General features: G+C 30.1%; 9 protein-coding genes. 1 reads left to right on the forward strand and 8 read right to left on the reverse strand.

Annotation, left to right across the window (positions count from 1 at the left end):
• Positions 1-13 precede the first annotated feature (13 nt).
• A complete protein-coding gene (locus tag ESOMN_RS03625) occupies positions 14-925 on the reverse strand; it encodes an ECF transporter S component (protein ID WP_024863591.1) in 912 nt (303 codons plus the stop codon).
• 330 nt (positions 926-1,255) lie between these two features.
• Between ESOMN_RS03625 and ESOMN_RS03630 the strand changes: the two genes are divergently transcribed.
• The gene (locus ESOMN_RS03630) at positions 1,256-2,488 is read left to right on the forward strand and encodes an MATE family efflux transporter (protein WP_232673598.1); all 1,233 of its coding nucleotides are present in this window, start codon (positions 1,256-1,258) and stop codon (positions 2,486-2,488) included.
• A gap of 29 nt (positions 2,489-2,517) precedes the next feature.
• Here ESOMN_RS03630 and ESOMN_RS03635 read toward each other — a convergent pair whose 3' ends face one another.
• The 7 genes from ESOMN_RS03635 to ESOMN_RS03665 all read right to left on the reverse strand — a co-directional run bounded on the left by ESOMN_RS03635 (position 2,518) and on the right by ESOMN_RS03665 (position 13,035).
• Positions 2,518-3,783 (reverse strand): hypothetical protein, encoded by a 1,266-nt coding sequence (locus ESOMN_RS03635; RefSeq protein WP_024863593.1) that lies wholly within the window; start codon positions 3,781-3,783, stop codon positions 2,518-2,520.
• Between the two features lie 64 nt (positions 3,784-3,847).
• Complete coding sequence (gene dnaB / locus ESOMN_RS03640; RefSeq protein WP_024863594.1) at positions 3,848-5,200, reverse strand: replicative DNA helicase; 1,353 nt, start codon at positions 5,198-5,200, stop codon at positions 3,848-3,850.
• A 109-nt stretch (positions 5,201-5,309) separates the two neighbouring features.
• Positions 5,310-5,753: a 50S ribosomal protein L9 gene (gene rplI / locus ESOMN_RS03645; protein ID WP_024863595.1), complete on the reverse strand. Its 444-nt coding sequence runs from the start codon at positions 5,751-5,753 to the stop codon at positions 5,310-5,312.
• 69 nt (positions 5,754-5,822) lie between these two features.
• Entirely contained in the window at positions 5,823-6,050 is a 228-nt protein-coding gene (gene rpsR / locus ESOMN_RS03650; RefSeq protein WP_024863596.1) for a 30S ribosomal protein S18, read from the reverse strand.
• A 17-nt stretch (positions 6,051-6,067) separates the two neighbouring features.
• Complete coding sequence (locus ESOMN_RS03655; protein WP_024863597.1) at positions 6,068-6,532, reverse strand: single-stranded DNA-binding protein; 465 nt, start codon at positions 6,530-6,532, stop codon at positions 6,068-6,070.
• 30 nt (positions 6,533-6,562) lie between these two features.
• On the reverse strand, positions 6,563-7,456 hold the full coding sequence (gene rpsF / locus ESOMN_RS03660) for a 30S ribosomal protein S6 (RefSeq protein ID WP_084027480.1): 894 nt from the start codon (positions 7,454-7,456) through the stop codon (positions 6,563-6,565).
• Positions 7,457-7,605: 149 nt separating this feature from the next.
• Entirely contained in the window at positions 7,606-13,035 is a 5,430-nt protein-coding gene (locus tag ESOMN_RS03665) for an ABC transporter permease (protein WP_024863599.1), read from the reverse strand.
• Positions 13,036-13,109: the final 74 nt, after the last annotated feature.

A 13,109-nucleotide genomic window follows, 5' to 3' on the forward strand; every position in this document is an offset into this window, starting at 1 on the left:
TAAACTCTTTTAATTAATTTTGTTTAACTAATGGTCTTAAAACAACAGTTACTGTTGTTAAAACTGTTGTATTAAAAATAATTTTAACGGGAACCATTAATAATCTAGTAACTACCATTGACATGTATCCATTACTATTGGCAGGTAAACCTAAAAATCCAGAGTCTCCTCACGATGCTATTAGTAAAGTACATAAAGTTTCAGTGATTATACATAACAAAATAACTGGCAAAACATATTCTAATCATTTAGTCTTTTTCAAAATTTCTAATGTAAAAGTTAAAACTCAAATAATAACTAAAGTTACGGCCATAAAAATTACAAAAACCAACGGTAAAATATCTGCTGCTATTTGGATTCCGAAAATGGCTGATGCTTCTCCAAGACTAGAAGTAATGAAATACATCATAATTGTAAAACCAATTGTATAAGCATTAATTAATCCAAAAGTAATTCATCTATTCTTATTTTTCAATTTAGTGGTATAAGAAGATATACCTGCTCAAAAGCCGAATCCTATTGAAACAAAAAAATAAGCAATATGAATATACGAAGGCACAAACATTAAGCATAACATTTCTGTGCTTAAACCAACAATAATTCCAACAATTGGACCAAAAAATAACCCAGTTATTTTAATCATAATCCCAGTAAAGGCGACACGAATTGGGGGAAAAACCGTTACTGGTAAAGTAATTGAAATAACAACAGTTACAGAAACAGATACGGCGATCATCATTGCTATATAGCCAATGTTTTTAGTTGTAAATTTCAAACCATTATAAGGGATGTTTCTTCGCTTGTTATGTCAATATTTTGTTGATTCAAAAATTACAAAACCAAACAAACAAATCCCAAGAAGGGAAATCGAAGCATAAGCCAAATTATTACCCGATAAAAGTAATTGTCCAAAGTTATCAAACATTGAATTTTCCGCCCTTCATAAACCTAATAAAACTTAATATATATTATAACTTAGTATGTTTGTTAAATGTTTTATTTTATGAAAAAATGAATAGCATGTTTTATGAAAATTAGTGTCAAGATTATTAATGAATTAAAGTAAAATATTTTTAAAGGTTTAGATATGAGTAAAATTTTAATGAATTTGAAACCAAACAATTCTAAAGAGATATTATCAATGACTGGCCACATCTTTTTTCAGTTATTTTTAGCAATGTTTATTTCCTAAATTAATATTATTTTATTTGCCAATTATGATGGCAGTCATTTTGCGGCCGCAAACAATAAAGCCATGATTGTTTTTATGAGTTTGCAATTCATTCCAAGTTTAGTAGCATCAGGAACTTTGGTAGTTGGTGGTAATTTAATTGGTCAAAATCGTAAAGAAGAATTAGCAACTATTATTACAACCGGAATTGTTGTGAATTTTTTAATTACTGGTTTTGTAGTGCTTCTTGTGAATATCTTTGCTCCCCAACTAGCTCAAATGCAAGGAACTAGTGATAACTTAATTACTGGAACTAATATTAAGGAAATGGATTTTGTAAGTGACTATATTCGCATTCTCACAATTCAATTATTATTTATGAGTATTGCTCAAGTTTATATTGCTGGATTACAAGTTTTGAAGAAACAACGTCACGTAGCAATTGGGGCAATTCTTTCTAATTTTATCGATTTAGGAGTTGTTTCATTAATTTTGTTCGGAATTAAAGGTGCTAATCCTTTGTGAGCAGCATTAGGAATACCTTTGTCTGTACTCTTTCAAATGATTTACATGATTATAATTAATATGCATTATATTGATTATAGAAATAAAAAACGTTTTGATAGAAAATTTGCTATTGAAACAATCAGAATTGGTTTACCAATTACTTTGGAAATGGGTTTATGAAATGTATGTAATTTTATGTCCCGTTCAGCAGTTGCTGGATTAGGAACTCCGAACGGTGAGGATATTGACAAATATATTAATCTAAATGTATACATTAATACTATTAACCAATTTTCAGGAACTTTCTTACAAGCAATTTCAACTGTAACTTCAATCTTAGTTGCCCGAGAAATTGGTAGAGGCTCAGTTGATGATGCTTATCATCAAGGAATGAATTGTTGAAAAATCTCTGTTTATGCCCAATTAATTTTATCAACACTAACTTTTAGTGCTGTTTATCCACTTTTAGTTTGGGTATTTAATGCTGATACACAAATTGTTATTAAGTTTGGAATTATAATATTTGCTATTGCCAACATTAAAACTCTCTTCGACACCGTTAACCTAACTCTTTTAAGAGCGTTATGAGCTGTTGGTGATTTATGAACGCCATTGATTGTGTCAATCTTTACAATGACAATCGGAATGGTTATGATTCCATTAATTATTGAATACACCTTTACTGGAGCTACTGGTTTAGGTTTGATTTATATTTGATTAGGAATTTTACTAGATCCAATTGGTAGAGCAACAATTTATGTAATTCGTTGACGTGGTCGTAAATGAACTAAATATGCTAAAAAGTTATAAAAAAAATTCAACATAGAGTTGAATTTTTTTTAATTATTTGTTTCTGATATTACTTTTTTAATTGATAAATTTGAAATATTAATGTTTGAGAAATAACCATAAGTAGCTCTGCTTTTGTTAGCATCAGAAATATTTGCTGTATCATATTTGGTATTAAATTGGTAACCATTCAAAACTCAAACAGCAAAGGCTTTATAATCACCAACAGGTTTTCCGTTTTCATCTTTACGATTCGCATTTAATAATACCGGAGAATAAACGGCTGTTAAACCATCAACTGTCATATCAATGGTAAATTTAGTTGAATTAGCATTTCTAACATTAGTGTCATATGTATATGTTAAATTTAAAGGTGCTACTGGCACTAATTTTGAAAGAGTACTAATAAATGATGTGGTTGTTTTTTCATCTTTAGTTGTCTCTTTGTATTGAAAATCTCATTTATCAGTAATTCGATTAGCGTCTAGGTAATTATCTTTTGTTTCAACTTTTTCAATTGTTTGAACTAATGCGGGAGCTTCAGTTCCTAAAGTTAAAATATTAAAAGGGTTGGCATTTTGATTACCAATTTTGTTTTTTGACAAGTCATCTTCAACATTTGTGTTAATTTCGGTAAAATTTTTGATTGCAGTATCTTTATCAAAGATTAATTCACTAGTTTCTTTATCCTCTTCTTTTTTAGCAGTAATTCCTAAAATAGTTGGGGTTTCATATGATTGTTTGGTTTCTGCTGACGAATCAATTTGAATATCAACAAATGAAGAATCATATGCACTTCCGTCTAATCCTAAATATCCATTGTAAAATTCTTTTACATCTACATCATCAGGATTCATAATACTTGTGTCTTTTGTTGCTTTAGCATATCTGTACAAACCTTCAAGAGTTGCAATTTTAGTTTCTTTATTTTTGTATTTATTGTAAAAATCAACTTCGCCTTCTGAGTCTCCAGTTCAAAGACCATCAATTGTTAATTTATCTTCTCCTTGATCGGCGCCAACAAAAGATTTTTGTGCTTTTTCATAACTACTAATAGTTGGGTACATGTATGAAGTTTGAGAAATCACATTAGTCAATTTATTAATTAAAAATGTAAACGGAACCCTACCTTTGTAAGCTGAGTTTTCACCACCATTAATTGCAATTTTATTTTCATCATTACTGTAATCTTTAATAGCTAAATTACCATTTAAAGTATAAGGAATTTGTCTTTTGGGTGTAGTACAAGAAACAACAACCATTGCTGAAGTTCCGGTGATTGCAATCGCCATTGCTGAAGTTAAAATTTTCTTCATTGTTGCCTCCTAAAAAATATATTTATTTCTGCACATATAAAACAAATTATACATAAAAAAATGCCTATTTGATACTATCTAAAAATTTTCCATACTTTAAATTAAACTGTAAATTAATGATTCCAGTTGAACCATTACGATGTTTTGCAATTATTAAATTTGTTTCTTGAATCGGATTTAAATCACGGTCATCAGTTGTACTATTTTTGTAATATTCATCACGATATAAAAACATAATAATATCTGCATCTTGTTCAATTGCTCCAGAATCACGTAAATCTGACATTATTGGTTTTTTATCTTCACGTTTTTCTACCGATCTTGAAAGTTGTGATAAACAGATAATCGGAATTCCAGTATCACGAGCAATGCGTTTTAATTGTCGAGAAATAGTTGAAATTTCATTTTGGCGATCAGCACCATTTCCTGGACTAGATATTAATTGTAAATAATCAATAACACAAAGAGTAATACCTTCATCTCTTTTTAATTTGTAAAGTTTTGATTGAATTTGTTGAACAGTAATCCCCGGAGTATCATCGATAAAAATTTTGGTAGCTTGTAAACGGTCATTAGCTTTATGAATAGCATTTCATTCCTCAGCAGTTAACCCTTTTCCAGTTCTTAATTTATTAGAATCAATAACAGTTAAAGTTGACAACATACGTTGTGTTAATTGTTCTCTTGGCATTTCAATTGAAAAAATTGCTACAGAATTTTTTTGACGATTATTAATCGCAGCATTTTGCGCAATATTCAAAGCAAACGCGGTTTTACCCATTGAAGGACGAGCGGCTAAAATAATGAAGTCACCCGCTTGTAATCCGGCTGTAATTTTATCTAATTTACTATAACCAGTAGTAACTCCAGTTAGTGAATCTTCTCTTTGTTCTAAATCATGAATTTTTTCAATTAAGGCAGTCATTGAACCCCCAATTGATTGAACGTCACTTTTTTTAGTTTCTAAATCAATGTTTAAAATCTCTTGTTGAGCTAAAGTTAAAACGTTACTTAAATTAGCATCTTTTTTACGTGAACTTTGGATATCAATTAAAGTTTGATCAAATTTTCTTCCCATGCTAGCTTTGTAGACAATATCAATATATTCATCAATAGCAACATCAGTATAAAAAGCTCCTGAAATTTCAGCAATATATTCAATGTTTCCTGCTTGGGTTAATTGTTTGTTGTTTGTTAACTCATCTGCAATAGTAATTGAAGTAATTGGTTTAGATTCACTTTGCAATTGTGAAATAGCCGCAAAAATAATTTTATGTGGGGCTATTAAAAAATCATTGCTAGTTAAGCGCATTAAAATGTCTGGTAAAGCTTTAGGTGAATGGATAGCAATTGCCAATACCATTTTCTCAGTTGTTATTAAATTTTGATGATCTAATTCTAAGTTTTGTAAATCCATAATTTTTGCTCCTAATACTTTGTATATTTTAACTCATAAACTTTTTAATTGTTTTATCTCTTAAAAATAAAAAGCACTTTTAAAAGTGCTTTTTATTTAAATTAACTAATTACGCTGCTTGAATATTCACCCGCAAGCGCGACTCCACACCAAAATCTAATTTTACATCTAAGTAAAAGACTCCCAGCGAATTAAGGGCTTTATGTGCCTTAATTTTGCGTTTATCTAACTCTATTTTATGTTCAGCTTTCATTTTTTCAACAATTGCTGCATCAGTAATTGTTCCAAAAGCTTTTCCTTCAGAAACTTGCAATTTAAAACCTAAAGTAATATTTTCAATTGCTGCTTTTAGCAAATGAGTTTCCCCTTTCAATAGTGCTGTTTCTTCTTGATTAGTTTGAATTTTATTTTTTAGTGTTTTGACACTATTAACAGTTGCGGGTTTAACCAATCCTTTTGGTAACAAGAAATTTCTTGCATAGCCATCAGATACTTCTTTAATTTCATCTTTTTTGCCTTGACCCTTAACGTCTTCTAAAAATATAACTTTCATAATCTAAGCACTCCTTTACAACTATATTTTCTCACAAAAAAACAGAACTCGAAAGTTCTGCTTAATTTTTTATTCAACTACGAATGGTAATAATCCCATTTGACGAGAACGCTTAATAGCTAATGCTAAACTTCTTTGGTCTTTTGGAGATGTACCTGTAACTCTTCTTGGTAAGATTTGTCCATTACCTGAAATGAATTTTTTTAACATTTCGACATCTTTATAATCGATATATTTAATGTTGTTTTTTGCAAAAAAGTTAACTTTTTTTCTTTTTCTAACAAATTTTTTAATCATGTTTTTTGCCTCCTATTTTAATCTCATAGAATTGAATCATCACTAATGATAATTTCTTCTTCTTGTTTTGATGCAGGTTGAGGCATTTCTTTATGTTGTGGTTCAAATGCATTAATTTGATCCATATCATAATTTGAGTTGTCTCGAGTAAATGATTCAGTTTGATTTGAACCACTTGTTTTGGAATCTAGGAACTCTACACGGTCAGCATTAACGTTAACAATGGTTTCATATTTACCATTAACATTGTTTGATCTTACTGAAATTCTTCCTGTTACTCCAACTTGAGCACCTTTCTTGACAAACTTAACCATGTTTTCTGCGTTTTTTTCTCACGCAACACAAGGAATAAAGTTTGTAAATTCGTTACCGTTTCTATATTCAGAAACTGCAAGTGTGAATCCAACAAATTTTGAACCATTTGACGAATCTCTTAATTCTAAATCTCTTGTTATTCTACCTATTAGCGAAACTTGATTCATGCTCTACCTCCATATATTTTTTGATGCTAATTATTTTTCTAAAACATCATGAACTTTTTTCATGTATTTAATTAATTCTTTTTTAGTCATATCACGTAAGTTAGCTGCGTGAATTTTTTTCTCTTCAGCTGGTACTAATGAACGTAATGCGTTAGCGTGTTTTTGTAATTCTGAACGAGCTTCTTCGATTGAATCAGATCCATCTAATTTTGCTCTTTCTTCAGTTGACATTTGTGCTTTAGCTGCTTCTTTTTCTGCTTTTGCTTTTTTAATAGCTTCTTTTTCTGCTTCATCTTTAGCAGCTGCTAATGCTGCTTCATGTTTTGCTTTTTCTTTTGCTTCGTGTGCTGCTTCTTCTTCAAGTTTAGCCGCATATTTAGCTTTTACTGCTTCTAAGTAAGCTTTAGATTCATCTGCATTAACAGTTTCAACTTTTGCTGCTAGTGCTACAGTTTTTGGTGCTGCTGCATCATTTTTTTTCACAAATGGTTTTCTTCCTTCTTCATTTGTTGAAGATGTTGTGTTGTTAAAATTTGCGTTTTTTACAAATGGTTTTTTAAAGTTATTTTTTCTTTCACGACGTTCTTCTTCAAATTTAGTCATATCAGTTTTTGAAAGTTCAGTTGATTGTTCATAGTTTTGAACATTTTCAGTATTTAAAACTAATGAACGAATAACGCTTTTGTCAATTCCTGTAATACGTTTAAATTCGTTGATTGCTTCAGTTGTTGTTTCAACAATAACAACTGTATAGTATCCTTTTTTCTTGTGGTTAATTTCGTAAGCGAAGTTCATTAAACCTCAATCTTTGCTTTCGATAATTTTTCCACCAGTAGCTAAAATTCCATGTAATTTTTCTTGGATTTCTTTAGCGTTTTTAACGTCTTGATCTAAAATATACATCACTTCGTATTTTCTAATCATTTTTTAGTTTCTCCTTATGGTCTTTGGGCATCGCTGCCAAGGAATTAATCCGTGTAAATTAACTCGCATAACAAATTATAACTTATTTAAAGGTTTTTTAGAATACTTTATCCATATATATAAAAAAGGCAAAACTGCCTTTTTTATTCTTATTCGCTTGTTGCTGACATCATTGAAGCAACTGCTTCTTTTCTTGCTGATTTTGAAGAGACGAATAGCGAGCCTAAATAAGATACTAGCATAATTGCAATACATGCAACTGGAGCTCATCATAGTACTCCGAACGGAATTGCAAGTCCTGCTTTAGCGATTAAACTAATCGCTAAATAAATTCCTCCCCAAGTTAATCCCGTAGCTATTCCCCAAGCAATTATACTCATTCCTGTAACTGTTCCTAGAACATAGGACATAATTGACCTATTACTATATCCGAATGAACGCAACATAATAATGAAACGCTTGTATTGAGCGATATAGATATCTCCTAACAACATAATCAGCAATGCTGATGCAATAACCACAGCTGTAACTACCAGAATTGCAATTCAAATCGCAACTGAAGTAATTTGGTTTAATAATGCGACTTTCTCAGATAGGAAATTAAAACCAGAAACTCCATATGTATGAATTCCTGATGAATCTGGATATCCTTTGATTGCTGTAATCCCAAATTTACCCATGTCATCAATCATTGAAGCTGCAGAAGTTACTGCTATTGGTTCGTTAAAATTTGACAAAATTGTATTATAGAAAGCATGCGGATTATATCCTTGTGAATCTTGAGATTTTACAAAAGAAGTTGATTGTCAATCAGAACTTGATTTTAATTTAGTGAAATCAACAAGATCATATTTGTAAAAACGAGATTCAGGATCTTTATCTCTTGATTGTTCATTAAAGGCGCGATAATCATAAGATGTTGTGCGAACTGTTGGTCAACCATTTAGAATATTTGCAATATCTGAGTCTAAAACCACTAGTGAAGAATCATAAGTTTTAATTGTCCCTACAGATTTTAAATTAATTGTTTTAGCAAGTCCTTTTGAGACAGGACTTGATCCACTAGTCTTGATTGTTTGGCCAGCAACCGCATTCAACATTCAAGGCAAATAACCATTTGTTAAAGCGCTTAGTTCACTCCCTGATTGTTTTCCATCAGAAATTGGTGGTACTGAGTTATCTCCTTGATCGCCTTGCAAGTAAGTACTGAATCTTGAGTCATAAGCATTAACAACAATATATTTATCGTTTTTATAAGAATCTTTTTGACCGGTTCATGATTCTTTAACAAAATCAGGAACATTGCTATCACTAACAACACGAGCGTTTTGTTTTAAAAATCATTTCAATCCCAATTGTTCACTTTGATTACCTAAAGTATCGGTTAAAAATTTAGCAACTGGAGCTTGATATTTTTTATTATTAGAACCATTTTCTAAAGTATCATCAACAGGCCCTAATTCAAGATTTGAAACATCATTTGGCGATAAGGCGAATGAGGCTGGAATAAATAATTCTACATTTTTGTATTGGTAATATGGACGAATAAATGAATTAATAATGTTACCATTTTCATCATATTTAAAATCACCAAACATATAAGCCTTGTCTTGTAAACCAGTTCATTTATCAACATTGAATTTTCCGGCTAATTCAGGTGATGTGTCTGAAGAATAGTCAGTTTGCGTAATTGTTGTTGGATCTTTTGGTTCAAATTGTAAATTGTAAGTCATTTTACTATTTTGAATTGTGTGGGCATCTAGGTAATAATTCCCATTTTCTGTTTTTTCAGCATAACCATAAGGATTCAATAAAGTTCTTTCGCCTTGGTGCATGTTCTCTGAACTACTTCAAGATTTTGCTGATTCAATGTAGTCAGTGTCGTTATATGCAAAGGCGTACATTGGTAATTTAACATTATTACCTTGAATTGGAGAATATAATTCTAGCGCTTGAGAGTTTACATTAATATTTGAATGGATGTCTCCATCTTCCATACCGTAATAAGCATTAGCTTGTTTATTGTTAGCAACTGGTATTGTTAAGGTTTTTGTAGTGTTATCTCAAACTTTAAAACCATTAAAAAGAATATCATGATTTTCTTTGTAAGTATTATTTAAAATTTGTTCAATTTGCGCTTTTACAATTCTACCTTTTTGTGAATCAAAGAAAATTTTATTTTTTAAAGATTCATTAATTTTATAAGCATCTTGTGAAGCATCTAAACCTGTGAAGGTTACTTCTTTGTGATTATCAGTTTGAGCTTTAAAAGTTGTTGCGAAAGTTTCTTTTTTAGGAACGTAGTTAGAAGTTCCGAAGCCTAATGCAAATTGTTCATCACGTGATTTGTTCGTTAGATAAGCTTTGATAAATGATGGTGCAAAGGCTGTCATCATTCCCATTAATTTATCTTTTCAAGTTGCATCTGCTGAAGTATTGTTTTGCCAATTATCAATCAAAGCATCTAATACTTGAGGTAGAGCTTGAGTAACGGCACCACTTAGTGCTGCTGCTTTAGCAATTCTTTGAGCATCACTTGTGTTTTCATCAATTAGGATGTTTCCATGGTAATCTTTTAAATTTTTGGTGTTTAAGACTAATGCATAAAATTGTTCAATAACACCAATTGAAAATCCTACACCTTGTGCCATTGCTAATGAATTACCAGAAGCAGATAAAAAGGCGTTAGTTATTTTAGTTCTTCCTCTAGCAACATTTTCAAAAATTGTATTAATATCTTCTATTCCATTATTTGTTTTGGTATATTGCAACGAAGGAAAGATACCAGAGTTGTTAAGAGAAGCAACATAATTATTAGGATTATTGTAATATCCAGAATTACTAATTCCATCCAATTTAATCGGATCATTAATAACATAGTCTTTGTCTAATTCTTCGTGACCGTTTCAAAAGGTTACTCCATCTTTTGAAAATGGAGAGTTCCCTGTCGGATTATGCATTACTGCTGAGTTTCTAAATTTGGTATTTTTGAAATAAGTTTGTTTAGCATTTATAGCAACGGCCGGAATCGCAAATCCTGTAGAAATTAATAATGATGATGCAAAGACACAAACAACCAATAAGGTGATAACATGTCTGCCTGATGAAGCTAATTGCAATGAAAGTCTTGTATGAAAAGGTGCTTTTTTAAAAATTGTACGTTTAACAAAATCAATTGTTGGTGAAGTAACTCAACGAGTTTTGTTTAAAGTAATTTCCAACACAGGTTTGTTGGTTTGCACGTATGCGGTAAAGAATCCTAAAATTGCTGAAACAAAGCCAAAACCAACAAATGCAATTAACGGCGCCATTCAATCAAAGAATAAATTATCTCTTGAAAACGAGAAGTAATTAGCAAAAATATTTGCCATTGGAATTTGTAATAAAGTACCTGCAAGTCAACCTAAAGGAACAGCTAGAAAACCAATAAAGAATGCATAAGAAATATATGAAAAGGAAATCTGTTTAGGCTCAACTCCTAAGGCTTTTAAAATTCCAATTTGTTTTGAGTTGGCTTGAATAGTTTTTCTAACACAAACAAATAATGAAGCAAGTTCAATAATACCTATCAATCCTGAAGTTAAGTAAGTAATTCAAGAATAAATTTTAAATACTAGTGGGTATAATGTTCAATTGAAATGATATGTTGAAGCTTTAAAATCTTTAAGATCAAAGAATCCTTTAGCTAGCACAGCTTTTTTAATTTCTTGTTGATCTTTAAGTAGCAATGCATTTGCTTCTGAATTTGATTTAGAAGCGTTATTAAAAATAATATATCTATTTCTTTGTTCATTTAAAGAAGCTTGATCATTTGGATCAATATTAGAAATATTTATAAAATTATATGTTTGAGTAACATCCCCTGAAATAGTTGCTTCTTGAATTGATGGTTGAGTTAATAATTTTAAAGTTTGAGGTGATGCATAAATTAAACCATCAGTTTCTCCTTTTGGTAACGGAACTAATGGGTCTGCTGAAGGATAAAACGAATAAGTATCAACTGCAAATGCTGTTATGTAAAATAACCCATTACCAATTTTGATGTTATCTCCGATTTTGACTTTATTTTTTTTAGCAAATTGCTGAGAAATAGCAATATCTCCAAGACCTGATGGCATAACACCTTTTAAAATTTTAAATTTAGTTAGTTGGTCTGACTGTAAAGCGATTGCACGATATTTTTTTTGAGTTGTAGCATCATTATATAAAATTTCTCTTCTAACATAAGTTTCATAACCCGCAGCTTTAGTAGCAAGTGTTTCGTGAGCTAAAAATGCCGCTGCTCTTTTCTGAGTATGTTGCAACCCATCTTTTGCTTCAATGTCTGCAAAGAAAAAATCACTTAAACTTGCATTTGGATCCATTCAATCATTTTTTTCTTGAAAAATTGAAAAGTATTTTTCCATATTTCCACTAAATTCAGTTGATCACATATAGTTTGTTGTAGCAAAAGTCGCTAATTCATTATATGCACCTGAAAAGAAATTTCTTGGGTCTCAAGAAATAGCACTAATTGTTGAGTCGTTATAAGTAGCATTAGTTAAAACTAGATTAGTATTTCCTCTTCAACCTTCTTTACTTAATTGGTCTGCTAAAGTTTTAATGTTTGTTGAACCAAGTAAAACATAATCATCTTTTTTAGTGTTAATTTCTTCTAAAGAAACTTTATCAGGAAAAATAGAATAATAACCCTTACTTTCATTTAAGTTATCGTATTTAATTCCAAATACATAATTGTAAAATCATGCAACATCAATTTGTTGGTTTTGTTGATTATTGTATCAACCGTCAAATGTTACATAAGCAATTCTTTCAGATAAAGATTGAATTGCAAAAAATGAATACATAACTAGTTGAGCATTCTCGTCATTTGCATAATTTTTTAAAATATTTTCATAAATTGTTTTGTAGTCTAAATTTTTTGATTCCAAATTTGCAATATCAATGTATTTTGCAAATCAGTCTTTGTTTAATAAAGTGTAATTACCAAAAGGTGTGTCTAACAAATACGCAATATCGCTATCTTGAGAATTATTTTGTAATTTTATTAAATCTTTATAGAATTGAGTAGCTAAAAGATTTGTCATTGCTAACTTTTCTTGAAAAAAGCTTTTATTGTATGATTCACGATCTGCTTTTAAATTAAATTCTTGAGAATTAAAATTTTTAAATAAATTTGTGTAAGCTTCTTTAAAAGGCTCAGTATTGGTTGTTCTAGTTATATAGTTATTAACTGAGCCATTAGCTGCACTTTGATTTAAAACGACATTGTAATCGCTTTTACCATTAGCTTTAATATATGAATTCAATGGCGAAATGGTGTCTAAAATCGGAATAAATTTACGCTCATCTGAAGCTGAAATATTTTTACCAGTATTAAGACTTCAAGTGTTGTCAAATTTTTGTGTAACTTTAACAACATCATTATATTCATGTTGTAAACGTCTATTTGTTGAGATTGACACAGTTAAAATTAAAGAAGCAAGAAATGTTAAAATTAAAATTATTGAAAATTGTATTTTAAATTTAAATACACCTTTAATGCCCTGTTTTAACATTAAGATCCTGTTAGATTTCATGTGTTTAATCTCCTTGATTATAAAAAACAAATAATTTTTACAAGTTTATTTACCAAAAATTATTGATTTTTATT

Origin of the sequence: Williamsoniiplasma somnilux (assembly GCF_002804005.1) — a bacterium.
In the GTDB taxonomy this organism is placed as follows: Bacteria; Bacillota_I; Bacilli_A; order Mycoplasmatales; family Mycoplasmataceae; genus Williamsoniiplasma; species Williamsoniiplasma somnilux.